This window comes from Mucilaginibacter sp. cycad4, assembly GCF_034263275.1.
Taxonomy (GTDB): Bacteria; Bacteroidota; Bacteroidia; order Sphingobacteriales; family Sphingobacteriaceae; genus Mucilaginibacter.
Genome location: NZ_CP139559.1, coordinates 5,518,052 through 5,543,101, shown reverse-complemented (window position 1 = coordinate 5,543,101; position 25,050 = coordinate 5,518,052). Strand labels below are relative to the sequence as shown.

Annotated in this window: 26 protein-coding genes; 5 read left to right on the top strand and 21 right to left on the bottom strand. The window is 42.9% G+C overall.

From position 1 onward, the window contains the following. Positions 1-75: 75 nt before the first annotated feature. The gene (locus tag SNE26_RS22590) at positions 76-423 is read right to left on the bottom strand and encodes a carboxymuconolactone decarboxylase family protein (protein ID WP_090532360.1); all 348 of its coding nucleotides are present in this window, start codon (positions 421-423) and stop codon (positions 76-78) included. 122 nt (positions 424-545) lie between these two features. Between SNE26_RS22590 and SNE26_RS22585 the strand changes: the two genes are divergently transcribed. Together SNE26_RS22585 and SNE26_RS22580 are read left to right on the top strand one after the other, a co-directional pair. Beyond that, on the top strand, positions 546-923 hold the full coding sequence (locus SNE26_RS22585) for a VOC family protein (protein WP_321556137.1): 378 nt from the start codon (positions 546-548) through the stop codon (positions 921-923). Positions 924-1,024: 101 nt separating this feature from the next. Further along, a complete protein-coding gene (locus SNE26_RS22580; RefSeq protein ID WP_321556136.1) occupies positions 1,025-1,387 on the top strand; it encodes a VOC family protein in 363 nt (120 codons plus the stop codon). A gap of 131 nt (positions 1,388-1,518) precedes the next feature. Here the strand turns inward: SNE26_RS22580 and SNE26_RS22575 are convergent, their stop codons facing one another. The 11 genes from SNE26_RS22575 to SNE26_RS22525 form a co-directional block, all read right to left on the bottom strand. Beyond that, positions 1,519-1,851 carry an MGMT family protein gene (locus SNE26_RS22575; protein ID WP_321556135.1) on the bottom strand — a complete coding sequence of 111 codons (333 nt, stop codon included), beginning with the start codon at positions 1,849-1,851 and terminating at the stop codon, positions 1,519-1,521. After that, entirely contained in the window at positions 1,851-2,510 is a 660-nt protein-coding gene (gene trmB, locus SNE26_RS22570; RefSeq protein ID WP_321556134.1) for a tRNA (guanosine(46)-N7)-methyltransferase TrmB, read from the bottom strand. The genes SNE26_RS22575 and trmB overlap by 1 nt, the downstream gene beginning before the upstream one ends. 285 nt (positions 2,511-2,795) lie before the next feature. After that, a complete protein-coding gene (locus SNE26_RS22565; protein ID WP_321556133.1) occupies positions 2,796-3,242 on the bottom strand; it encodes a hypothetical protein in 447 nt (148 codons plus the stop codon). Between the two features lie 3 nt (positions 3,243-3,245). Further along, the gene (locus SNE26_RS22560; protein ID WP_321556132.1) at positions 3,246-3,596 is read right to left on the bottom strand and encodes a phage holin family protein; all 351 of its coding nucleotides are present in this window, start codon (positions 3,594-3,596) and stop codon (positions 3,246-3,248) included. A gap of 62 nt (positions 3,597-3,658) precedes the next feature. After that, a complete protein-coding gene (locus SNE26_RS22555; RefSeq protein WP_090532345.1) occupies positions 3,659-3,925 on the bottom strand; it encodes a YtxH domain-containing protein in 267 nt (88 codons plus the stop codon). A gap of 162 nt (positions 3,926-4,087) precedes the next feature. Beyond that, positions 4,088-5,122: an AI-2E family transporter gene (locus SNE26_RS22550; RefSeq protein ID WP_321556131.1), complete on the bottom strand. Its 1,035-nt coding sequence runs from the start codon at positions 5,120-5,122 to the stop codon at positions 4,088-4,090. Positions 5,123-5,203: 81 nt separating this feature from the next. Then, positions 5,204-5,407 carry a hypothetical protein gene (locus SNE26_RS22545; RefSeq protein ID WP_321556130.1) on the bottom strand — a complete coding sequence of 68 codons (204 nt, stop codon included), beginning with the start codon at positions 5,405-5,407 and terminating at the stop codon, positions 5,204-5,206. 1 nt (position 5,408) lies between these two features. Then, on the bottom strand, positions 5,409-6,854 hold the full coding sequence (locus SNE26_RS22540; protein WP_321556129.1) for a sigma-54 dependent transcriptional regulator: 1,446 nt from the start codon (positions 6,852-6,854) through the stop codon (positions 5,409-5,411). A 172-nt stretch (positions 6,855-7,026) separates the two neighbouring features. Continuing rightward, on the bottom strand, positions 7,027-7,629 hold the full coding sequence (locus SNE26_RS22535) for a hypothetical protein (protein WP_321556128.1): 603 nt from the start codon (positions 7,627-7,629) through the stop codon (positions 7,027-7,029). 456 nt (positions 7,630-8,085) lie between these two features. Beyond that, entirely contained in the window at positions 8,086-8,631 is a 546-nt protein-coding gene (locus tag SNE26_RS22530) for a ferritin-like domain-containing protein (RefSeq protein ID WP_321556127.1), read from the bottom strand. A gap of 243 nt (positions 8,632-8,874) precedes the next feature. Next, entirely contained in the window at positions 8,875-9,645 is a 771-nt protein-coding gene (locus SNE26_RS22525) for a Ku protein (RefSeq protein ID WP_321556126.1), read from the bottom strand. A 206-nt stretch (positions 9,646-9,851) separates the two neighbouring features. On the opposite strand from SNE26_RS22525, the gene SNE26_RS22520 reads away from it, so the two are divergent. Together SNE26_RS22520 and SNE26_RS22515 are read left to right on the top strand one after the other, a co-directional pair. After that, positions 9,852-10,550: an SIMPL domain-containing protein gene (locus SNE26_RS22520; protein WP_321556125.1), complete on the top strand. Its 699-nt coding sequence runs from the start codon at positions 9,852-9,854 to the stop codon at positions 10,548-10,550. Between the two features lie 123 nt (positions 10,551-10,673). Beyond that, positions 10,674-11,522: a neutral zinc metallopeptidase gene (locus tag SNE26_RS22515; RefSeq protein WP_321556124.1), complete on the top strand. Its 849-nt coding sequence runs from the start codon at positions 10,674-10,676 to the stop codon at positions 11,520-11,522. Positions 11,523-11,581: 59 nt separating this feature from the next. On the opposite strand, the gene SNE26_RS22510 is transcribed toward SNE26_RS22515, so the two are convergent. From SNE26_RS22510 to SNE26_RS22475, 8 genes are all read right to left on the bottom strand, one after another. Next, positions 11,582-12,055, bottom strand: coding sequence for a hypothetical protein (locus SNE26_RS22510; protein ID WP_321556123.1), 474 nt, complete (start codon positions 12,053-12,055; stop codon positions 11,582-11,584). Positions 12,056-12,066: 11 nt separating this feature from the next. Then, positions 12,067-13,821, bottom strand: a complete 1,755-nt coding sequence (locus SNE26_RS22505; RefSeq protein ID WP_321556122.1) for a carboxypeptidase-like regulatory domain-containing protein — start codon at positions 13,819-13,821, stop codon at positions 12,067-12,069. A gap of 229 nt (positions 13,822-14,050) precedes the next feature. Then, a complete protein-coding gene (locus SNE26_RS22500) occupies positions 14,051-15,043 on the bottom strand; it encodes a FecR domain-containing protein (RefSeq protein WP_321556121.1) in 993 nt (330 codons plus the stop codon). Beyond that, on the bottom strand, positions 15,040-15,678 hold the full coding sequence (locus tag SNE26_RS22495; RefSeq protein WP_321556120.1) for an RNA polymerase sigma-70 factor: 639 nt from the start codon (positions 15,676-15,678) through the stop codon (positions 15,040-15,042). Before SNE26_RS22495 ends, SNE26_RS22500 begins: the two co-directional genes overlap by 4 nt. A 23-nt stretch (positions 15,679-15,701) precedes the next feature. Then, positions 15,702-16,382 carry a DUF6134 family protein gene (locus tag SNE26_RS22490; protein WP_321556119.1) on the bottom strand — a complete coding sequence of 227 codons (681 nt, stop codon included), beginning with the start codon at positions 16,380-16,382 and terminating at the stop codon, positions 15,702-15,704. Positions 16,383-17,016: 634 nt separating this feature from the next. Further along, the gene (locus SNE26_RS22485) at positions 17,017-17,250 is read right to left on the bottom strand and encodes a hypothetical protein (RefSeq protein WP_321556118.1); all 234 of its coding nucleotides are present in this window, start codon (positions 17,248-17,250) and stop codon (positions 17,017-17,019) included. 58 nt (positions 17,251-17,308) lie between these two features. Continuing rightward, positions 17,309-20,464: a DUF3427 domain-containing protein gene (locus tag SNE26_RS22480; RefSeq protein ID WP_321556117.1), complete on the bottom strand. Its 3,156-nt coding sequence runs from the start codon at positions 20,462-20,464 to the stop codon at positions 17,309-17,311. Beyond that, a complete protein-coding gene (locus SNE26_RS22475) occupies positions 20,465-20,848 on the bottom strand; it encodes a (deoxy)nucleoside triphosphate pyrophosphohydrolase (RefSeq protein ID WP_321556116.1) in 384 nt (127 codons plus the stop codon). It lies immediately after the preceding gene. A gap of 476 nt (positions 20,849-21,324) precedes the next feature. Here SNE26_RS22475 and SNE26_RS22470 point away from each other — a divergent pair, with 476 nt between their 5' ends. Continuing rightward, positions 21,325-22,269 carry an NADP-dependent oxidoreductase gene (locus tag SNE26_RS22470; protein WP_321556115.1) on the top strand — a complete coding sequence of 315 codons (945 nt, stop codon included), beginning with the start codon at positions 21,325-21,327 and terminating at the stop codon, positions 22,267-22,269. Positions 22,270-23,335: 1,066 nt separating this feature from the next. On the opposite strand, the gene SNE26_RS22465 is transcribed toward SNE26_RS22470, so the two are convergent. After that, positions 23,336-24,865 carry a Do family serine endopeptidase gene (locus SNE26_RS22465; protein ID WP_321556114.1) on the bottom strand — a complete coding sequence of 510 codons (1,530 nt, stop codon included), beginning with the start codon at positions 24,863-24,865 and terminating at the stop codon, positions 23,336-23,338. Positions 24,866-25,050 lie beyond the last annotated feature (185 nt).

Sequence of the window (25,050 nt, the reverse complement as noted above, 5' to 3'; positions counted from 1 at the left end):
AGAAGCTATGCAAATCCGCTCTGTATTATTTGGGATTGCTTCATACCTCGCAATGACGTGGAGAAAATGATTGGTTTATTTCACTTCGTTCAACTCATCCCAGTATTCTACCGCCCTGCGGTAATGCGGAATAACAATTGAACCACCTACCAAATTAGCTATCATAAAAATCTCGTTCATTTCATCGTGATTAACGCCGGCTTCGTGGCATTTGCCGAGATGGTATTTGATGCAGTCGTCGCAGCGTAGAACCATGCTGGCTACCAGGCCGAGCATCTCTTTGGTTTTGACGTCCAGTGCGCCTTCGGCATAGCTGGTTGTATCAAGCGCAAAAAAGCGTTTAATATTGGTATTGGCAGTCTCCATGATCCTGTCGTTCATTTTAGAGCGATAGGCGTCAAATTCTTCTACAAGTTTTCCCACGGTATGTTAAATTAATGAGCGGATGAATATTTGAGCTAATAAAGCTAAATTAATTAGCAATCAAAGGTATAAATCTTTATTTTTATCCGGTAACATTACTAACAAAATTTACCCGGATAATTATGGAAAGCCTTTCACCTAACATTTTTGTAAGCAACATCAATCAAACCATTAGTTTTTATGAACTGCTTGGTTTTAAAGTTGCAATGAGTGTACCCGAAACCGGGCCCGATCTTGTTTGGGCCATGATGACTAACGGAAGCGTTACCATGATGTTCCAAACTTTTAGCAGCCTGGCCGATGACCTGCCGGAAATAAGCCGTGTTGATGGCGGCTCCCTGCTGTTATATATCAACCTCAGAAATATCCGTGCCTTTTTTGAGGAAATAAAGGATAAGGTAACCGTACTAAAGGGCATCGAAACTACCTTTTACGGTGCTACCGAATTTTCTATAAAGGATAATAACGGCTATGTGCTTACTTTTGCTGAGCATGAGTAACTAACAAAAAAAATCATTGCGGGGTACGAAGCAATCCCAAACTATACAGGGAGGACCTGCTAATCGGGGATTGCTTCGTGCAATGACGCTTAATTTACAATATGATCAACTTTAAACGTGCCGACCATATCCAGATTTGTATTCCGTTAGAACGACTGGAAGAGGCAAGGATTTTTTACACAGATGTGGTAGGATTGGAACAGATAGAACGGCCTGCCTTTAATTCAAAAGGCTACTGGTTTCAGATATCGGATATCCAGCTTCATTTAAGCACAGAGGATGCTTTGCCCCGCACATCGCGGCATACGGCCTTTGAGGTTACTGATATTGCAGAAGCCCGACGACACCTGGAAAGCTATGGCGTTGAGTTTTGGGAAGAACCTGTTCTTCCAGATCGCACGCGGTTTTCATTTATTGATCCGTTTGGGAACAGGACGGAGTTGCTGCAGTTTACGGAGTCGTAACCTACCAAGTCGCCGACGCTCGGCTCCTGCCGGGTGTCCATTATTGGGGCGGCCTCTGGCCGACGTGTTGGGTTAGGCCAGAGGCCTTGAAATAGTTACCACCCGGCAGAAGCCGAGCGTCGGCTCATTTATCACAACGCCAACTCAATCATAGGATCCCAAAAATGTGATTTGAAATCCTGGATCTGATCGTCAACTACTTTTACACCTTCGCTTTCCAGCATCTCGGCCATGCGGTTGCCGCCAAAATGGGCTTTTGCCGTTAGCAAGCCCTGGCGGTTTACTACCCTGTGTGCAGGTACAGGTGGTTTAACATTTCCTGCTGCCTGCATGGCCCAGCCTACCATACGCGAGGAGCCTTTGGTGCCAAGATAAGCCGCTATGGCGCCATATGATGTTACCCGCCCCGGCGGAATGAGCCGGGCTACCTGGTATACTTTTTCAAAAAAATTAATATCCTCCATTAAGCATTTTCGGTAAATGAAAACTTAAGGTAGTTAATGTTCTTGTTATCCTTTAAATATTTTTTCTCGTAGTAGGTTTTGATAGATAGCACTTCATCGGCGTATTCCGAATTGTAAAGGTCTTCTGTTTTAATGTGCAGGTTTAGCTTCAGTTCATCTATCTTTTCGGCGGTGTAGGCGTGCAGACCGTCGTTGTCAGTTTTGAGGTTAACGCAGCCCCCTGGTTTTAAAATGACAATGTATTTATCCAGAAAACGCGGTGAGGTTAATCGCTTTTTCTCGCGGCTTAATTGCGGTTGTGGATCGGGGAAGGTGATCCAGATCTCATTTACTTCGCCGGGGGCGAAATAATCAAGCAGGTTCTCGATCTGAATGCGCAGGAAAGCAACGTTAGGCACGCCCTCTTCAATAGCGGTTTTGGCGCCGCGCCAGATGCGGTTGCCTTTGTAGTCGATACCAATGAAATTTTTATTGGGGAACATGCGAGCAAGGTTCACGGTGTATTCGCCTTTGCCGCAAGCCAGTTCAAGCACTACCGGGTTATCATTCTTAAAAAACTCAGCGCCCCACCGGCCTTTAAAAGGTTTGCCGGCATCTAATTGCAGTACATTACTAAAGGTTTCAATTTCGGCAAAGCGCCTTAGCTTATCTTTTCCCACTTTACGTTTTTAAATAAAGCGCAAAAATATTGAAATTATTAACACGAATGAATTACTTGTTGCTGAGCAATTAATTCTAATTACACGAATTGGTTTAATGATTTGTATAGATTGATGAAGCGAATTTGTGTAATTTGATAATTCGCAAAAATTCGTGTAGGAATTTTTAACACGAATTGATTTGCATATCGGGCAGCAATTAATCGAATTACACGAATTTTACAGATTTAACCTGATTCTAATTCGTGAAATTCGGCTCAATTCGAAAAATTCGTGCAAAAACTATCATACTACCGACCCACCCACCGGCTTAACATATGGCGCAGGTTTGTATGCGGCATCATCCTTCTTTTTAGTGAATTTGGCGAAAAGCGCCTTGGCTTTATCCCAAATACCACCAACAGTATCCTCATTAACATAGTTTGAAGCCTTTTGTGATACCAGGCCAACCAGTGTTTTTACCAAAAAGTTGGAGTGTTTAAAAAGTGTTTTGTTCAGCGTAAGCGGGATCACGAACCTGGAAATGAGGTTAAGAATATCGGGATGGAAAAAACTGGTGTTTTTTATACCATCGGTATCATTTGAACGCGGGAACAGGGTAAGTGCGGTTGAAAATAGCGCAGACGGGCTGTTGACACGTGCTTTTAGCGCTATCGCTTGTTGATTTTCAAGCGTTTTTAATCTGAATATTTCGGCCTGCAGATCGCTGATGTTGGTGATATGAAGATCCATGGTTTATCTTTTAAATATTTTTTGAATAAAGATGTTGATAAGCGGCCTTTCAAGGTGTCGTTTAAATATCTTGATAAACATGGCTATCAAAAAGTAAAGCACGGCAATACATCCAAAACCCATCCAGTAGGAGTGTAAAATATCGGCAAGAAAAAAGCCTAAGGTAACACTTGCAAAAAGAAAAGCCAGTACCATGCTTATCACGGTTACCAAATCGGCAATGATGCTTGCTAATATGGAGGTTCCGCCCTCAATAGCTTCGTATTTTAAAAGTTTAAACCGGGTTTCGGCATATTCTTTTAACTGGTCAACTATTGGCGGTACTGATGGTTGAGGTTCTTTTTTATCTTCCATAGGTAAGGTTATATATCCCGGATGTTGTTTTTATCCGCATCCGGGATTGGTGTTATACATGCTTATGCGTGCTCCAGGTCGTCCTGGTATTCTTCTTCAGCACCTTTAATTTTCGACTTGATGTTTTCAACAACTTTGTCTTTTAAGCCAACCAGGTTGTCAATTTCGGCCGCCGCAGTATCTTTTATTGACTCTCCCAGGTTTTTTAATGATTCGGTAAGCTTGTCGCGGGTTTCATTGCCTTTATCAGGTGCAAACAAAATACCTAACGCTGCCCCTGCTGCTAAACCGGCAAGCAATGCAACAACTACTTTTGAGTTATCATTCATTGTAATATAATTTAAAGTTGAACATTTGATTAGTTAGTGTAAATATCCTGCCAAATATGTGCATTTGGCACAATTATTTTGATTTAAGTATAAATTAACTTTTATCAGCCAAATAAATTTTACCCTGTGTTCACAAAACTATTCAGGGCTGTACGGTATATTTTATACGCTGTTTATCCGTTCAAGCCTGTCGGCCGCCATACGGTTTGTTTCATAAATTTCCATAAGCAGCAGGAAATACGATAACAGCACCGGGCCAAACACCAGGCCCAGGATCCCGAAAAGTGGCAGGCCGATAAAAACACCGATTATTGAAATAATAGGGTGTGTATTGGCTACGCGCTTGTTGATGATCATGCGCAAAAAATTGTCAATATTGCCAATGAACAATAAACCATAAGCCAGTAATGCTATTCCTTGCCAGTTGTGCCCCTGTGCAAACAATACAATGCTTGCCGGGATACATAGTGTTGGTGCCCCCACCACCGGTAAAAACGAAATAAAGATAGCGATAACCCCCCAGAAAATCGGGTCGGGAATGCCGAATATCCAAAACCCGTTGGCCAGCAATATCCCTTGTGTAAGGGCTATAATTCCCTGGCCTAAAACGTTTGAATAAGTAGAATCGCGCAGGGCATTGGCAAATTTTAATGCATGCTGCTCCCTGAATGGCGCATATTTTAATAACCCGGCCTCAAATTCGCGTATTTGCGTAAACATGAAATACAGGATAAAATACAATACCAGTAAGGTTAATATGATATTGGCAGCACTGCCCAGTATAGATGGGAACAAGCCTGTGGCAAAAGTGCCTAACTTTTGCAATGTCTCTTCGGCAAAATGAGGTTGATTGAGGTTAGCGCCGGCAAATGTGTCAATTTTTAAGATCCACTGATCAATTGGCAGCTCCTTAAGGTTGATGCTTGAAATTTTGCCCACAACCATTATGCTTAGTGTTAAGAAAGGGATCACGATAACAATAAGCGATATGAAAATGATAAGCAAGGCTACTAACGAGTGGTTCCATCCTCTATTTTCGGCAAGGTTGATATAAAGGGGGCGAAAAATGGTAAACAGCACTACCGCGCCAAGAATTGAGCTGAATAAACTGCTGAGCGCATACAGCAAAAAGCAGCCCAGTATAATGATGCTTGCCAGGATAATATTGTTGCGCTGCTTATAATTAAAAACCGACATTTAGGGCTGTTGTATTGATACTTGCTTAAACAAAAAAACGCCAAAAAGTTTTAGCGTTTCAAGTATTATTTGCGCCGCTTTTTAGTTAGTATCGTTAAGCAGTTTATTGATCCGGGTTGAACTTATTGCTATGGTATCCATGTAAAACAAACAATCTGATGTTGGGTTGGGAATTTCATACCGCAACTGCTCAAGTGCCAGGTGAATGTTTGATAATTGATTTTTTATATCGTGCCTTAATTTACGCAAGGCTTCGGCGTCGTTTTTTTCTTCATTAGCCCCCATGTTACTTAAGGTTAATGGCCTTCATTTTATTATACAGGGTTTTACGGTCGATATTAAGGATCTCGGCCGCTTTGGTCTTGTTGAAGTTAACTTCCCTTAATACCCTTATAATTGTTTCATATTCGGCCTCGAGCGCAGCATTTTTAAGATCATGACGGGGTTCTTTCACCTCGGGTACTTCCGCCACATGCGATGTGGTATGATGCTGCGCGTAATGGTTCGATGTTTCGTACGATAATTTATAGGTCGACATTTCAAGCGGTAATGCTTTAAGCGTGATTTCGTTGCCCTCGGCCAATAGTGCTGCACGGCGGATCACGTTTTTTAGCTCGCGGATATTGCCCTGCCAGCGGTAATTCATAAAGCAATCCACAACCTCCTGCGAAAATGATTCAACATTACGCCCAAGTTCCTGGTTGGCTATTTTCAAAAAATGTTCGGCCAGTAAAATGATGTCATGCCCGCGTTCGCGCAGTGGCGGCATGTAAATACTAAACTCGTTAAAACGATGGTAAAGATCTTCACGAAAACGGCCTTTCTGGATCCCTTCCTGCAGGTTTTCGTTAGTGGCAATGATAATGCGCACATCCAGATCGATCTCCCTGGTACTGCCTATCCTTTTAACCTTGCGCTCCTGTACGGTACGAAGTAAAGCCGCCTGGATCTCGTACGAAAGGTTACCCACTTCATCTAAAAATAAAGTACCTCCGTTAGCCATTTCAAAATGGCCTATTTTAGTATATAAAGCGCCGGTAAATGAACCTTTCTCGTGGCCGAAAAACTCGCTTGCTGCAAGCTCTTTGGTTAACGAGCCGCAATCCATGGCTATAAAAGGCTGGTTATGCCGCGGACTGTTCAGGTGGATGCTTTTGGCTACGGACTCTTTTCCTGTACCACTCTCGCCTAAAATAATAACGCTGTAATTGGTTGGCGCCACCAGTTCTATCTGGCGGGCAAGCTCTTTTGATGCGCGACTGGTACCGGTTACAAACTCCGCTGCAAAAACTGTTTTTTTTACGGTGTTAACTTTAGCTTTTTCAGGTAAAATAGCCGCTTGCGGCTCCTCGTCAATTTCAACCAGGGCATGGTGGGTTTCAAGAGCCTTATTAATGGTATTTAATATCTCATCGGGATACAGCGGCTTGGTGATATAATCATAAGCCCCCATTTTAATAAGCTCAACAGCCATTTTAATATCTGAATAACCGGTGATGATGATAACCCCTGTTTTAGGATATTGGATTTTAATATTGCGGAGCATTTCGCGGCCGTCGGTATCTTCGAGCCTGAAATCACAAAGGACAAGTTGATATTCACTATTTTTCAACGCTTCCATCCCCCCGGTACCGCTTGATGCCGTACTAACGTCAAACCCATTCCGCGTCAAAAACTTCGATAGCAATAACGCCACATTAACTTCATCATCAATGATGAGGATCCTTTTCATATTCAGCAATTATTGTGCGGTAAATGTAATATTACGTGTCAAAATACAAACAATGTGCTAATTTATACGATTTATTTAATTATAAAGGTTCATATCAACTAAAAAAACATAATAAAAAAGGGGAGCCCGAATGAGCTCCCCTTTTATGTCAAGGTATTTGTAGGGCCATATATTAAAAGCCGTACGCTACACGTAAACCTATAAAGTTAACTTTGCTTGCATCAACACCGGTAGCATATTTGGTAGTTGCTTCATAGCGGATACCAGCATCAATAAAGCTGCTTGCACTTACCGGGAACTGAACACCAACTTGCGGAGCATAAACAAATGCAGTTGATTTATTGGCGCCAACGTCAGATTTGTTTAACAAAAATGCTGCACCTGCTTCTCCCTGTACGTAGAAATTACTGATAGGGAAGTATTTCAAACCTGCTTTAACCGGGATTAAATGAAAATCAGTAGCGTCAAGGCCTTGTACGCCGCCGATATCTTTTTTACCAAAGATGTTGTTGTAACCTGCGTTAACAGTAACAAATAACTGGTTTGAAAGAACCGGGATATCAGCCTGTACCGAACCGCCTAAATTCCATTTGTGGGTGTCTTTGAAATCGCCAAGTGGAATACCTGCGTCAACACCGATGCTGTAACGGATGCCGCTTTTAGTTGTAGTTGATGTTGTAGAAGGGGTAGTAGGTGTAGATGTTTGTGCTTTTGCACCAAATGCTAAGCCCGCAAATGCAAGGGCTAATGCTGAAACTTTGAATAAATTTTTCATAACTATTGTTGTGTTTTTGATATATGTTGTTTTAAACACACAGCAAATTAACAACACAAATCAGATGCGATTTTTCATCCAAAAGTCACGAGTATTTAATCGGTTGATTGATAGTAATTTATTTTTTGACCCTATTGGTATTTTAGTCAGGATAGTGTAAAATGGACTTGTAAATGCTGTTTTTCTGTCAAAATTAACATTGACTTAACGGGGAGCCGGGAGCCTTAAAATGATGAAATCTGCGTGAAATTGGGCAAAACGGATAAATGGCAGAAAAATAATCCTATGAAATAGCGTTAACATACGACCTGGTGTTAGGGGGCGATTATCATATGCCCCAATGCTTATGGCCGTCCGGCCTCATCTAAATGACAGTTTTTTTAGATAAAATATTCGTTTAAAAAAAACGGCCGCAAGGAAAGCTCCTCACGACCGCTCTTAAAAAACTAATAAACGTTAAGCTTTCTCTGCTTTTGATGCCTGGTTGATACCAGCTTCGGCAATTTGGGTGAGCAGGCTGTCGCAAGTTTTTTCTTCCTGCAGGGTTGAATCAAGCAGCTCGGCAGCATGGTCATAGCCCAGCACACCGGCCAGTGTTTTCAATGTACCATACGATGCAATTTCGTAATGCTCAATTTTTTGAGCGGCCGAAATAATGCCGGCATCCCGGGTAATGCTGCCCTTTTCGGTTTCAGATACAATTTCTTCACCTTCTTTAATCAGGCCGGCCATGGCTTCGCATTTTACAGCTACAGCTTTTTGACCGATTGAAGCGAAAGCATCTTCCAAGCGGATGATCTGGCGTTCGGTTTCGGCCAGGTGGTTTTCGATAGCCGAGCGCAATTCATCGGATGTTGCTGCTTTAGCCATTTTAGGCAATGCTTTTGAAAGGTGTTTTTCGGCCCAGTAAATGTCTTTTAATTCATCAATAAATAATTCGTTTAAGGCCGATTCCTGCACATCATTAGTTTGTTCGGGTGTTTTTACTTTAGTAGTTGCCATGATAGATGTTTTAATATTTTTGTGAGATAAACACTACAAACACAAAGCCAAAATTTATTCTTTTAAAAAGAAAATTAATTATTAGGATAATTTAATCGTGCCTATGCAAAGGATTTTATCTCTTAAAAGTCAGCTTTCCAAACACCTGCAACTATGAGTTCTGAAAACAACACACGTTGACTCTTTTTGAGGAATAATTGAATGGCGGACTTAAAACTTTCACGCCCCCGGCTTACAACTTAACTAAGCTTCTTTCCTGGTTTTTAAACTGGCCATCAATTGGTCGTATAAGTCGTCGCTGCCGGTTTTACGCGGTTTAAGTTTTTTAACTTTGGCGCGTTTCCCTTTTGATTTGGCCTCGATGATCTTAAGCAGCTCATCGTTATACTCATCTTTAAATTTAGATACATCAAAATCTTCGGCGTACTGGTTTATGAGGGTGAGGCCCATATCCAATTCTTTTTTACTTACATCAATCTTATCGGGTAGGTTAAGATCCTCTGTGCCCCGAATCTCTTGCCCAAAACGAATGCGGGTTACCACCAGCACATTTTTAAGCGGATGAACTATGCAAAGGCTTTCGGTGCTTCGTAACACGAAACGGGCCAGCCCGGCTTTTTTTGATTGTGTAAGCGCCTGGATAAGCAAGGCATAGGCTTTATTGTTTTTGGTATCGGGCTCGGTATAGTACGATGTTTCGTAAAACATGGGGTTTACATCGATAATATCTACAAAGCTTTCAATTTCAATTACCTTGCTTTTTTCGGGGGCCGCATCCTCAAAATCCTGTTCGTCCATGATCACGTAATCTTCATCAAGCTTATAGCCTTTTACAATTTTATCATAAGGTACTTCCTTATGGGTATTTTCGTTTACCCGCTGGAAACGGATGCGTGCATGGTCACGGCTATCCAGCATATCAAAATCAAGCGAGCTGGTTTGCACTGCCGAATACAATTTAACAGGGATGCTCACCAATCCAAAACCTATCGAACCTTTCCATATCGATCTCATAGCCAAATAACTTTAATGCGTTGTAGTATAACTATTAAAAGGGTAAAGGGTTTGAGGGATGGGGCGATATATCAAAAGCGTCCAAACAAAAACGCAACTCAATTTATTTGCGGGCATACCGGTGGCTTAGTAATTAATTGTAGCCTTACTGTTACATATTAAACTAAACATACGTTACCTTAGTCATAACATCAAATAATATACACATGAAAAAGCTATTTATCCTTGCCGCACTATTAGCAACTACAATCGGCGCTTTTGCCCAGAATGTTGACCTTAGGCGTAAAATTGAAGTTACAGGCATTGCCGAGCAGGAGGTTACTCCTGATATTATAAACGTGACCATATCACTACAGGAATATATGGACGGCAAAAAGCACATTGCCATTAACGACCTGGAAGACCAACTGGAAAAGGCCGTTAAAGATGCCGGCATTCCATCGTCAGATTTTACGGTTAACAATGTATCGGCCTGGAATAACACTTATCAAAAGAAAAAAGCACCCGACTTTTTGGCCAGCAAACAATACGGCCTGCGCGTACGCGACCTGAACAAGTTTAACCAGATCATGTCGAAAATTGATCCTAAAGGTATTCAGGCTACCAATATTGAAAGTTACGACTATTCAAAAATGGCCGACCTGAAACGCGACCTCAAAATCAAAGCCCTGTTAGCCGCTCGCGATAAAGCAACCTACCTGTTAGCTGCCCTTGGCGAAAAACTGGGCGGCGCCATTAATATTACCGAAAGCGATAACAGCAGCTTTCCGCAGCCAAGGATGTATGCAGCCAATGTAATGACATTCAAAGCATCGGCTGATAGCAATGTTGGCGATTCGGATATCAGTTTCAAAAACATCAAGCTAAGCTTCCAGATCCAGGCGGTGTTTGAGATTGTGAAGTAATATCACATCGCTACGTATCCTCCTAAAGGAGGGATTAAAAAAATGTAAGGGCCCTGTTCAAACAAACAGGCCCTTTTTTTATTATTGTGCTTAGAGGCTCCCCCTTTAGGGAGCCGGACAAGTATGCAATGGTTTGGCAGACGCGAAAGCGATAACGTTAATGATGAACGGGGCGGCGGCGGTGGCCGGTTAGCCATAGGCGGCGGTGTGCTTGGTATTATAGCGGCCGCTATTTATTTTTTTACAGGGGTTGATCCTTCAGCCCTGCTTAACCAGGTGGCAACCAATCAGCCACGGCAGGAGCAAACAGCCAATAATGGTCCCGAGGATGCGGGTAAGCATTTTGTACGTGTAGTTTTGGCAGATACCGAAGATATCTGGACGAAACTTTTTAACGATATGGGCCGCACTTATGAAAAGCCTCAGTTAACAATATTTAACGATTACGTAAAATCGGCCTGTGGCAATGCCAGCTCGGCAAGTGGCCCGTTTTATTGCCCTGGGGATTCGCAGGTGTATATCGATCTTTCCTTTTATGATGAGTTAAAGAACCGTTTTGGAGCGGCCGGTGATTTTGCGCAGGCTTATGTGATAGCGCATGAGGTTGGCCATCATGTACAAAATCTTTTAGGCATTTCGCAAAAAATGGACGAAGCCCGCTCACGATTGAGCGAACGCGCATACAACAAGCTCTCGGTAAAACTGGAGTTACAGGCCGATTTTTATGCCGGCGTTTGGGCGCATTATGAAAAAAGCATGAAAAATGTGCTTGACAAAGGCGACATCGAAGAAGCCCTCAACGCAGCCAACGCCATCGGTGACGATCGCCTGCAGAAGCAAGCCCGGGGCCAGGTTGAACCGGACAGCTTTACCCATGGTACCAGCGCCCAGCGTATGTACTGGTTTAAAAAAGGTTTCGACACCGGGGATATTAACCAGGGGGATACTTTTGGCAACGGGGATTTGGATTGATTCAATAGTTCATTGATGGGAAGGCGTTGAGGTTAGGGGAGAGCTTTTGTGGTTATAACTTACATCGTCCGCTCTTGGCCGCGGAGGCCAGTCACTTTTTCTTGATGAAAAAGTAACCAAAAACCGAGCGGAGCGAGCCCATGAGCATCTACAAAGCAAAACAACTTTGCGAATAAATCAAGACAAAAAAATGCTTCTCCCCACGGGCCATACTCCCCGGCCCGCTTTTTTGTCGGCCCGGCACACTTTTGTTTGGGGATATAATAACTTTTGTCATTTAATTTTCCATCTTTCTCTTGTTTCCTGACTCTTGCCATCTTGTGTCTTTCTCCCTCATTTTCTTGTTTCTTATATCTAATTGTCTTGCTTCTTTCTTTCGTCGGCAGGTAAGCTTCGGGCGAAAAGCCCCACCCAACCCTCCCCGGAAGGGAGGGCTTAAAAAAAATGCAGATCGAAAAAGTCTCCCCTTCCGGGGGAGATTTAGAGGGGGCTTCCTTGTGCGGCAAAGAAGCCTCCCAGTTAGTTAAATACAACAAAAGCCAGTTTAAAACAAATTAACCCCAAAACTCCATCCAACCCAACTGCTCCAGTTACGGCTATCATGGATAAAGGAATGATGCAGGTCACGTGTATAAGCGTAGCCATCAACAGGTGTACGCTGGTCTGAATAAAGAAAGTTTAACGACGGCCCTGCGAAAATGGAAAACTTGCGGCTTACCTTATAAGTAAAATCCAGGTTGAACTTATTAAGCTGATTGGTTTTTAACCAGGTGCCCTGGTACAGGTAGCTTGATCCAATTTCGGTGTTGATTGCCAGATGCTGCCCTAAACCAAACTCGCGCCCAAAGCCTAAGCCAAAAGAATATAATTTACTGTTGCCATCAACCCGAATGCCGCCCTGCCAAATGGTGTACAGGTTATTGTTGCCATTTTTAAAGGCAAGGTTGATGTTTTGCGTTTCGTTGGTGGAGATAGCCAGTTTATGGTAACCGCTGTTAATAATGTTCAGCAACCCGATACTGAAGCCTGATGAAGTATCGGCGATGTTAACTAATGCCAGCTGCACCCCGGTAAGGTGTTTGGCATAGTTAAATAAGCCTGCCACCTGGAGGCCTCCAAATTTTTGCTGTGCGATATTGCCGATCCCGCCCAGTTGCAAAGCATCAGAATTTTTACCTGCGATATTGCCTATCGCCCCTAACTGAATGCCCCTGACTGATCCGCGGGTATGATTGTATAAGGCTGACAACTGTAAACCATTCATGTTTTGTTTTACGCTGTTATGGAGCAGGGCCAGCTGAATGCCCCGCACATTACCTAATACGTTATTGTACAATCCTCCCAGCTGGATGCCGTTTACCGAACCGCCAACTACATTGAAGATGCCAGCTATTTGTACCGCGCCAACATCGCCTTTATCCAAATTGAAAATAATGCCCATTTCAAAGCCATCAACCCCGGCATTGTAACCGCCTACGGCGTTGAGGGAAACTACGTTCACTACCTGTCCGCTGAAATTGCCGTGGGTGCTTACGCCCGGTATGGCCGAAGCCTGGAAGGGGGCCTGGGCTATCAACCCGCCGAGATTGGCCGCCTGGATCTGCTGTTTGGTGGAAAGGAACAGCTTGCCAAGCGAAGTATTTTCTACGCCCGAATAATCATCACTAAGAATGTAACCCAGCAAGCTGCGTTTTTTCTTCAGCGTGGTGTCGGTGCTCCTTACGTTAACATCTGCTAAAAAAGTAACCGTGGTATCTTTATAAAACTCCCTGCTTATGGTTAAGGTGATCGGCTGACCTTCGTTATGCAGGCTTATATCAAAGCGGCCGTCTTTATCGGTCAGTACAGATTGGAGTTGCTCGTGCGAGTATACACTGGCATTGGGTAGGTTACGGCCGGTTTGCTCGTCGGTTACGGTGCCGCTGATGTTGTAGCTGTCGCCTTCTGTAGCGGCTTTGTCAGTAACAATGGTGAGTTGGAGGGGCGCATATCTCAGGATAATAAAATTCTTCGATTCGCGGTACTCAAAGCGGTAGCGGAGCATATGATCAAGGACCTCTTTGATTGTCCAGTTATCGGCATTGATGGTGACCAGGCTGTCGGTTTTTACGATGTTGCTGTTATACGAAAAGTAGAAGTTGCCTTTTTGTTCGATGGTTTTAAGTACGGTGCCTAAGCGCATTTCAGTTACATGGACGGAGATGCTTTTGGAAAGGATAGAATCGGCATGAGCGTTTAAGGCCGTAAGGAGCAGCAGGGTGATGGTATAGTTTAGGCAACGATGTAGTTTATACAACATAAGTATCTAACGTGTATATTAGGTTATGTCATTGGTCATTAATATTCCGTAAAAAATTCGCGTCATGTTGAACTTGTTTCAATACCCATTTGCTAAGCCGCTCGCTAATCAAGTCGCCCACCTGTCCCGTGGGGTGCTGAAACAAGTTCAGCATGACCCGGTCGGGTTGCCACCTCTCCTTTAAAGCCCTGCCCGATTTCCAAATGACGCTTTCTTAATATGACTGCTCTTACTTCAACACAATCCCCTTTTTTCCGCGTTCCACTTTAATCTTGAACGTTTCGGAGATCACCAGCAGTACCTGATCTAACGACTGGTCTTTAAACACCGTGGTGATAGGCAGGTTAGCAATGGCTTTATTGCCGATAACAATATGCGCCCCGTAAATTTCATTCAGCGAGCTTACCAGTTCGTACAGCGGGGTTTCATCGCAAACCAGTTCATGGGTTGCATAATAGTTATACAAACGCCCCTTGATGCTCTCTTTGGCAAGCAGGCCATCCTTTTTAGTTACCAGCACCTTTTCGCCCGGATTGAGGTTTACGTTTTTGGTTTGCTCACTTACGTTAACAATGCCCGTTTCAACAATAACCTGCGTTTTGCCATTGCGGCTCTTTACATTGAATGACGTGCCAACTACCCTAACCGTTACACCGTTCACCCTAATTATAAAAGGTTTTGTTTTATCAGGCGTAACTTTAAAAAACGCTTCGCCCAGCATAGTTACCGGGCGGATTTTGCCCGTAAACTTTTTGGGGTAAATAAGCGTACTGTGGCTGTTCAGCGTAACAACAGATCCATCGGGCAGGGTTTGCGCGCGGGTTTTGGTCTTGCTGTCTATCTTAACAAAAGCAATAGCCTTGTTATCATAATAATGACTTAGGGTTAGCCAGGCCACAGTGCAAACCAACAGCAGTGAAGCCGCTATGCCCACCCACCAGCTGGTTTTCATTTTGCGAAGCTGTGCCGGTTGAGTTGGCGTTGTGACTGTATTGCCGATCCGTTTTTGCAGGCGGAGATAAGCAGCATCCTCATCCAGCGTTTTGGTGGAAGCTATTTGCCGGCTCTCATCCCAGATCAGTTTAAAATTATCATACTCCTGCCTGTTTTCGGGCGAGGCTGCTATCCAGTTCTGTATAGCCTCCACCTCGGCGGGCGTGGCTTCGCCAACCAGGTATTTCACCAGCAAATCATCATCTATAGGCATACCGGTATAGCTCATACAAACCAATTAATTAATAACAATAAAATTATGGGTAAAAACTCGGCCAGTTTTTGGCGCATTACCCGCAGCGCTTTGCCCATCTGGTTTTCGATGGTTTTGATCGAGAGGCCCATCTGATCGGCAATTTGCTGATATTTAAGCTGCTCAAACCTGCTGAGCTGAAAAATGATGCGGCACTGCTCTGGCAGTTCGCTCAGGGCTTTTTCAATATGCTTTTGCAGCTCGGCGGCGAGCAGTTTTTTTGAGGCCGAATCATCGTTACCAACCTGCTCCATTTCGTCGGCATAATACACGCCGAAACTGGTGCGCACCTTCTGGTGCTTTAAATAGTTCAAACTTTCGTTATGTACAGATCGGTACAGGTAGGCCTTAATGCTGCCGTCGGTTTTAAGCTGATCGCGTTTTTCCCAAATGCGGCAAAAAACATTTTGTACTACCTCTTCGGCCATTTCATCATCCTTTAAAAAAGTGTAGGCATAGGCGTGCAGACTTTTAAAATGATCTTTAAAAAGCCGCTCAAAAGCCTTCTGGCTTCCCTGTTTAATTAAACCAATGGCCGTGCTATCGCTATATTCCACTTTCAGGGGGTAGATGTTAGCGCTAAAGATAGCTTGTTTGGCCGTTAAATTCATAGCTCCCAAATGTTAAAAATCAATCAGGCCAGCTGGATCTGGATAGTGTACAGCGAATGGTGGATATCAACCTTGCTGCACACCCCGTTGGTATAGCTATAGAAATTGTAATTACCATCGGGCAGATCAATGCGGTACACGTGCGGGCTCACCTGCTTAACCTGTAAAAACTGCTGAAAGTTATCCGAGTAAACCTGTGCCTGGTCGTTAGGCTCGTGGCAGTAGAGCAGCATGAGGTTGGCGGCAATTTGCTTTTGCTCCACCTTGCCGCATTTGCCCTCGGCGATGGTTTGGTAGCCTGTGGCTACGGCTTTGGTTTGGCGGTTGCACTTTTCCTTGCCATTAACGTTGCGGCATACCTGCGAGCTCATGAGCTTGCCATTGTTAAAAGTGCTCTCCTCCTGAATCTCCACCTTCACGCTGAAAATGAAGCGCATTTTAACCTCAGAGATCATTTTGAGGTACAGTTCATCGCCCTGGCGTTTTTGGTACAGGTTCATGTGGCCAACCACCTTGCCGCTGTGCAGCACGTTGTATTTAACCGTTTGCTCCTGCGCCAGGGCACCCACAGCGAGGCATAACAAAGCCAGCACCATAGCCGCCCACCTTAGCGGACCAGATATATTTAATGTTGGTAAAGTTTTGTTTTGGAGGGCAGGCCGGATATATTTTTTAAATAACCAAATTATTAAAGCGGGTATCATGGGTTGTCATTTTAAAGTGATTGAATAAAGCTTTTAACGCGTTTACTTTATTACAACACTCTAAACTTTTACCCCTATGCCTTTGCATTATTTTGTTTATTTGATTAAATAATACTATATCTATCTGTATTATATAGATTACAAGTATAACGAAAAAAAATGGGTGTCCCAATTTTTTGATTCCCCACGAAAAAATGAAAAAAGCAAGCTGTCCGTTTTTGCGAAAATGAGCGTGTTCCATTTTTTGAGCGTGAAAACGCGGGACGCCTTTTTTATGAAACACGCTGATAGTTAAATAATTAATATTTTAACTGAAACAATGGTAAGGTTTTGATAATCAAATATTAAAACTTTTTAGAGTAAAATAGGTGCTTTAATTGGGGCAGTGCCGGCAGGTGGATTTTTTTGGTGATTTTTGATGCTTTTTAGCGAAAATGCTTTTAGGCGGATGTGGGCTGGTTGGGGTACTGACGATATAGCGCCACCATTTTGGTGAAATTTAAGCGCTATTTTTTAATAATCATTTTCGTGATATCACGAAAATGATTACGGGGCTATAGGGATGGTAAGTTTTTAAGGATATTTATAAACAAATCCAAATCCGTTCCGTTGTCGGCAGCCTCCTCTGTGTATTCTACACTTTCAAACTCATGAAAGGTATGGTCAAGCTCGTTATCCCAGGTGCCGAAGTGAAGGTCGGGTAGTTGCCATTGATCAACGTAAAACCAATAATCGATATAAGTTTGGAGCGAATCAATTGTTCTAATGACGGTAACAGTATACTTTGCGGGTTGTTAAAAACAATACTGTTGAAGTTTTTATAGTTGCCGCCATCGCGATAGAGGTAATTGAATTTAATATTGGGCATGCGGCAAGTTATGCCGGATGATTGGGTTTGTCAATCGGAGATAAGTGAACTTTTAAGGTTATCCAATAGCAAGCTTGCCACTCTCTTTCCAAATATAAGCCGGCATAGGTTCGTTTAATTGCCATTCGATGTTCATAGGTTTTGATCCACTTGATTTTGTAAAGTTGGCTTCTCCTAAAAATACGTACGACATGGTAAATCCAAACTCATTGTCGTTTTGCTCCCTTACGAAAAGTAAGATTTTCTTATCATCATCTTTATGGTTTATATAAGATAATCCTTTAGGCGATTCAGGAGATGTTGCATTTTGTGATTGCCAATGGAAAAGGTATTCGTTTATAGCGTAATCATCATAAAGAGTCGTTGGTGAATATTCCTTATCAGACTTTTTTAGTGTTACAAAAAATGCTTCTGTATTTAATTCCTTATTTAACGCAACGCCTTCTCTATTAGATGATGCTTTGTCAAAACTATGTAGTTGCATAGCGACTAAAATTTGGTCGCGATTATAGCGACTATGTACTTGTAAAGTAAATGGGAAATCTAAAGCTATAGGTTTTTCCACAAAATCGACTCTACTAATTAGAAGATCAATAACCTCCCGAAGTTCAGCAACCATGATTGGATTATTGCTAATTTGTAGTATACTTTTTTCGATAGAATCAAAGCCAGCTTCTGGTCCTGCTTTTTGCCAAACATCGTAATGGAACATTAAAAGCATTTGCTGTTGCTCTGCATTCAAGCTGCTGATAATAAAATTATTATCAATTAACTTTTTAATAAAATGCAAATAACTTATAGAATTGCATTGCAATAGTTTTCTGCTGATAGCTCCAGTTAAAACCGATTCATTAGGCTCGTCAAAGTTACTAATAGCTCCGGCCACTGCACATAGCCTTTTCCATCCAAATTTTTTGTTTTTATAAATTAAAGAAAGGTCAATATTCTGAATCGTAATAAAGTTTTTTAAAGTTAACGGCAAGGCTATTTGCAAATAAAAGCTGCTGATTTTGTTTATTAGTTGTGTTCTATTAAATCCTATTGCAGCTGTTATGTTTTTTAGAATAACTTCTTTTGCTTTCTTTTCGAGTACTATTGAGCAACCTAAAGGTAAATGAGGGAATTCATCTTCTATCTCAGTAATAATTGACGTATGTGTTTTACCAACAAGTGCTCTGAATTTGTGCTCAAAATCGTACTCCGGCCTTGAGTTTCCAACAAAGTCAAGAACGGTCAAGCAATCTTTTTTGTTGGCAAGACGTAAACCTCTACCTAATTGTTGAAGGAAAATAGTAAGACTTTCGGTTGGTCGTAAAAATAATACTGTATCGATTTCCGGAATATCAACCCCCTCATTAAAGATGTCTCTAACAAATAGGTAATTAATTTCTTTCCGTTTAAGTCGAGCTCGCAATTCATCCCGATTGTTGGATGTCTCAGATGTTAAATAGTCAGCCTTTAATCCTGCTAAAGTAAACTTTTCAGCCATATAGCGAGCATGATCTTGACTGACACAAAAGCCAACAGCCATTACATCGTTAATATCTGTTAGATATTTTTCGCAATTGGCTAAAATTTCATTTACTCGCCTATCATCTTCAGTGTAAAGCCTTGTAAGTTCATTTATCTCATATTTACCGTTTTTCCACGATAGTCTTGATAAATCGACACTATCAGAAAGTGCAAAATATTGAAAGGGGGACAGTAACTTTCTATTCAAGGCTTCCGGTAGTCTTATTTCCGCAGCAATTTCATTGCAAAAATCTTTTAGTACCTCCTCTCCATCCCCACGTTCCGGAGTTGCTGTTAAACCTAATAAGATTTGAGGGTTGAATTTTTCAAATATGGAGCGGTAGCTTGATGCGGGAGCATGGTGTACCTCATCGATAATTATAAAATCATAAAAATCGGATAATAAGGTTAAGTCTTGAATTTTATTGTTAAGACTTTGTACAGATGCAAATATGTATTCATAATTAGTAGGCGTAATGCCATCTACCCATAATTCGCCGAAGTTGGGGTCTTTTAAAACATGCTGAAATGTATTTTGAGCTTGTTCAAGAATTTCTTTTCTATGAGCTACAAAAAGCAACCGAGCCCTTGAATTTGAGTTTTTGAATCGTTTATAATCAAAAGCTGAAATCACTGTTTTGCCTGTGCCTGTTGCTGCCACCAATAGGTTTTTAAATCTATTGTGCACAACTCTTTCAGAGTTTAGCTTTTCTAATATTTCTTCCTGGTACGGAAATGGTTTTAAATCAAAGAAGGTTGTAATGGATTGCTTATCGTATGATTTTTGTTGTTTGAGGGCGGTTTCAAGCTTGAGCGCATCTCTACCTGGTATATACGATTCAAAATCTTTATCAACCCAATAGGTTTCAAATGTTTTTTTGAACTTATCAATGATATGACTGATTTCTTTGGAAGTTACTTTTAAGTTCCACTCTAATCCGTTTGTAAGTGCTGATCGTGAAATGTTTGAAGAACCAATATACCCGGTATTGAAACCGGTTTGCCTTAAAAATAAATACGCTTTGGCGTGTAAGCGCTCATGATCTGAGTTATAGGATACTTTTATTTCTGTATTAGGCAACTTGGATAAAAACTCAATTGCTTTCACATCAGTAGCTCCCATATACGATGTGGTTATAATCTTTAGTTTCTTGCCACTGCTGGTAAATTCTTCCAGTTCATCCTTAAATATTCTGATGCCCGAATATTTGATAAAAGATACTAACCAACAAATTTCGTCAGATGAAAGAATTTCCTTTTTGATTTCACTTTCCAACGAAACGCCTACATTGTTACCTGTAAATAGCTCACTCTGGCTTAGCCGAGTATATGGTGTGATTAATTTAACTCTTTCTTCTAACTTGTTATGTGGGTTGTCTAACGTTGAAAATACTGCGTTCAGAATTTTGCCTTCGTCTTCAATTAAATTGCCGGATAAGCTAATATCGGGTAAAGCATTTATTAATAATTGAATTATCTTATTTGACAATTCAATTTGCTTAAGAACTTTGTCATCGCCTTTAATTTCGTTAAGTGCAAACTTTATAGTTTCGGATAAATAAACACTAAGATATCTGGACGCTTCTTCTTTGTCGAGCAGTGTGCTCTTAACGAAGAAGGTATCGTTATTAACGGTCTGTAATTTATTTGATATGAGCTTCGTGATAAGTTGCTCATACAAGCCTAATTCAAGTGTTGACATTTAGGTTTTCATATAATATTTAACAATCGCCACATCCGCCTCCGCCCAATCCAAAGCTAACAATTCATCTTTAGCTAACCATTTGAAATCAAGATGCTCCTTAAGCAACACCTCGCCAGCGGTGATCTTACAAACAAAGGGAATCAGTTGTATAGTAACATTAGGATATTGATGCGTATTACTCGGCAAAGAAGAAACAATTTCAACATCCACATGAAGCTCTTCCTTAATTTCGCGGATGAGGCAGGCTTCGGCGGTTTCGCCGGGTTCAATTTTACCGCCGGGAAACTCCCATTTTAATGACAGGCTCATTGTCGCGCTTCGCTGGGCAGCAAAAACAAGTCCGTCGGTATTAACAATAATGGCGCATGTTACTTTAATCACGTTTCTAAAGATAGGAGTTTGGAAGAAGAAACAAGCCCGTTAGAATCAAGAAACAAGAGAATGAGGAGGAAAGACACAAGACGGCAAGAGTCAGGAACCAAGAAACAAGACAATAAAATGTTTAATAAAGGGCAAAAGCTGTTATAATCTCGAAAACAAAAGTGCGCCGGGCCCGACAAAAAAGCGGGCCTGGGAGTATGGCCTGCGGGTGGAAGCATTTTTTTGTCTTGATGTTTGGTTACTTTGCATCTAAGGTAAAGTAACTGGGCCCCGCCCGGCCAAGAGGGCGACGATGTTTGTTAGTTACAACAAGGTGTTTTCCGATTTACCTCACCTCACTCCATCTCACAAAACCTGAGCTAAAAGATGGCGTTTAGAGTAAGAGAGGTTAAAACACTAAATTATATTCCTCATTTATCCCCGTGATTTTATTTACGGTGCCATAACTTTGGGATATCAAATGAATACATCAAAATATGAAAGCAATAATTTTAAAAAACTTTGGCGGAGTTGAAAACCTTGTGCCGGCCGAAATACCTGTACCAACTATAGCTGCCGATGAAGTGCTGGTAAAACTGAAAGCCATCAGTATAAACCCTGTCGACGTTAAAACCCGCTCGGGAAAAGGTATTTCCGCACTTATTAAGGATGAGTCGCCGATAATATTAGGTTGGGACATTTCGGGAGAGATAACCGAAGTGGGCGCGGATGTTACCGGTTTTAAACCCGGCGACGAAGTTTTTGCCATGATAGATTTCCCCAAAACCGGTAAAGCCTATGCCGAATATGTTAAGGCCAAAGCTAATGAGCTTGCATTGAAACCTGCGGGCATCGGCCATGAGGAAGCTGCCGCAGCTACGCTTGCCGCGCTTACCGCCTGGCAGGCTTTCCACACCAATGCGCCTGTTAAACCCGGCGACCGTGTACTGATCCACGCTGCATCCGGCGGGGTTGGTCATTATGCTGTGCAGATAGCCAAACATTTGGGCGCCTATGTTATTGCCACTTCCTCGGCTGCCAACCGCGATTTTGTGTTGGCCCTGGGTGCCGATGAGCATATCGACTATAAAGCGCAGCCCTTTGAAACCGCTACTCATGATATCGACTTTGTACTTGACACCATTGGCGGCGAATACATTGACCGCTCGTTGCAGGTAATGAAAAAAGGCGGTACCATTATAAGCATCGTTTCGGGCATGAACGAAGCCGTTGCCCCCAAAGCCAACGCCCTGGGCATTAATGGCCACAACACCCGGGTAAAACCCAATGCCGAAAACATGGCCGCCATTGCGGGATTGCTGCAAAAAGGGATCATTAAATCGCACGTATCCAAAGTGTTTCCGTTTGAGCAAATGGCCGATGCGCATTTGCAACTGGAAAGTGGGAGGACTGTTGGTAAAGTGGTGCTGGTGTTTAAATAACCATAGTGGTATTTAACTAACATCGGCCCCGCTCAATTGCCGCGGGAGGGCTGTTACTTTTGTCTTGACACAAAAGTAACCAAAAAGTCAAGTCGGCAGGGAGGCTTCTTTGCCGCACAGGCCTTCGCCCGCTTGCCTTCCCCGGCCTTCGCCCTGCAAAGCGGGCAGAACCACGGGCCGCAATTATTTTGCCCTGCTGCACAGGCCTTCGCTTCTGCAAAAACTTGCTATGCCCCTGCAGCCGCACCACCCACCATTGTTCTGCCCGCTTTCGCCCGAAGCTTGCCTGCCGACGAGGAGAGGATAGAAGCAAGACAGTAAGAGCAAAGAAGCAAGACGGTAAGAGTCAGGAAACAAGACAAAGGCGCTGGGTTTAATAAGGGAAAAAGTTATTATAATCTCCAAAACAAAAGTGCGCCGGGTCGACAAAAAAGCGGGCCTGGGAGTATGGCCTGCGTGAGGAAGCATTTTTTTGTCTTGATGTTTGGTTACTTTGCATCTAAGGTAAAGTAACTGGCCCCCGCCCGGCCAACATAACCGTTAACTTAAGGAAGAAAAAGCGCGGGATTGTGCGATTCCCCTCTTGAGAGGGGCGGAGGGGTGTGTTTCTGTTTTGATAAGCTTGTAGCAGAAACACACCCCTGCCACCACTCGTTCCTCCGCGCCCCCTCTCGAGAGCAGGGCTGTTGCATTCTAATTTATGTTTCGCAAGTTCAAGCGTCCTTCGCTTGAATTATAACCAAAGTAAGCGTCCACGCTTACGTTTATAACATATTACGGGAGCGTGGACGCTCAATTAAGGCAAACGACCAAGCGTAGACGCTTAATCGTGCGTGTTATTAAGAACTGAATAGTAGAATGCAACGGCCCTGCTCTCGAGAGGGGATTTTTAAAACCCTTTGTTCAAACAATTGCTTAGGTTAACGGCTATGGCCCGGCCAAGAGGGCGACGATGTAAGTTAATTACCACAAAAGCCCTTTCAAGTCCCGAAAATTCTCCATAAAAACAAAGCCCCGATCTCAAAAGAGACCGGGGCTTCAATATACAAAATCACTTAAAAAAAACTTATTGAGCCGGGAACGCGCTGCTGAAGTGCGAACCATCAGGGTAGATGCCGGCAATGATAATATTGCCCTGGATCGGTTTTACAATTGCCCTGTCAATATCATCGATACTGGCGATAGGCAATTTGTTAATGCTGGTGATCACTACGCCTTCAGGTATTTCGGCAGCGTCAAATAAACCTCCTTCACGTACCTGGGTTACCAGTACACCGGCGTTAACATGCAGCCTGTTTTTTTCGGCAGGGGTTAAAGCGTGGAAGCTTGCGCCCAGTTTGTTAAACAGCTCTTCGGCCGACTTTGATGCTGCAATGCGGTTTGATGGCGCTACGGCATCGCCTTTAAGCGTTACCGCGAAATCTTTGTCCTTGCCATCGCGCAGTACAGTAACGTTAATCTTATCGCCGGGCTGTAAACGGCCTACGCGTTCCTGCAGATCAGATGATTCATAAACCGGCTGACCTTCAACCTTAACAATGATATCACCTTTGCGCAAACCTGCCTGTTCGGCACCACCGCCCGGTACAAGGTCGTTCACGTACAAGCCATTAGTGGTTGTTACGTCGAGTTTTTGGGCTACGTCGGGGTTAAGCTCGGTGAAAGTTACACCTACAAAACCACGTTTTACAGTACCGAATTTCTTGATATCGTTTAATACTTTTTTAGCCAGGTTAACAGGGATAGCAAATCCATAACCTTCGTACGAGCCGGTGTGAGAAGCGATAGCGGCGTTAATACCGATCAGTTCGCCGCGGGTGTTAACCAGTGCGCCACCGCTGTTACCAGGGTTAATGGCCGCATCAGTTTGGATAAACGACTCGATAGCTTTGTTCAGCTTAGGAGTCGACTGGTTGCGGGTACGGCCAAACGGATTGTCGTCATCATTGTTTTCGCTGCCAATGATACCAATATTACGGCCTTTGGCGCTAATGATCCCTGCTGTAACGGTTGATGTTAGGTTAAAGGGGTTGCCCACAGCTAAAACCCACTCGCCAACTTTAGCGTCATCGCTGTTGCCTAATTTTACAATTGGCAGGTTGGTAGCGCTCACTTTAATGAGGGCAAGATCTGTACTTGGGTCGGTGCCGATAACTTTGGCGCTGAAAGTACGGTGATCATTAGTGGCAACGGTAATTTTATCGGCTTTTTCAACCACGTGGTTGTTGGTTACAATGTAACCATCGGGCGAAATGATAACGCCAGAGCCTGATGCCATTTGCGGCCCCTGAGGGCGCACCCGCTGACCGAACATATCGCCAAACATTTGCTCCAGCTGATCCTGACCGCCGCCGGCTTTGTTAGTGTAAGTAGTGCGGATGTAAACCACCGCCGGGGTTGCTGCCGCTGCTGCCTGGGTAAAATCCAGATCGCCGGTTGATGAAACTGCAGCCATTGGGTTGCTTGTAAAATATACCTTTTGCTTGTCTTCAAAGCTCAGGTTGTCAGAGTACTTGTTTTCGATAACCTTGTATACACCTAAGGCCATCGCACCTCCAACAAAAGCGGTTAATAGTGTTAAACCAATCTTTTTCATTTATTATTTGCCTTTCTTATTATTAAGTTTACTTATTTTACAGATCAAATTTAATACCATATAGACGAGATAATCAATGATTAGTTATCCCGTTTTTTGTTAAAATTTGTTAAATAGATAAACATCGGCTATTTTAATTGTTAGCACGGGTTTTGTTGAAGACTAAGGGGGCTGATATTAACAGG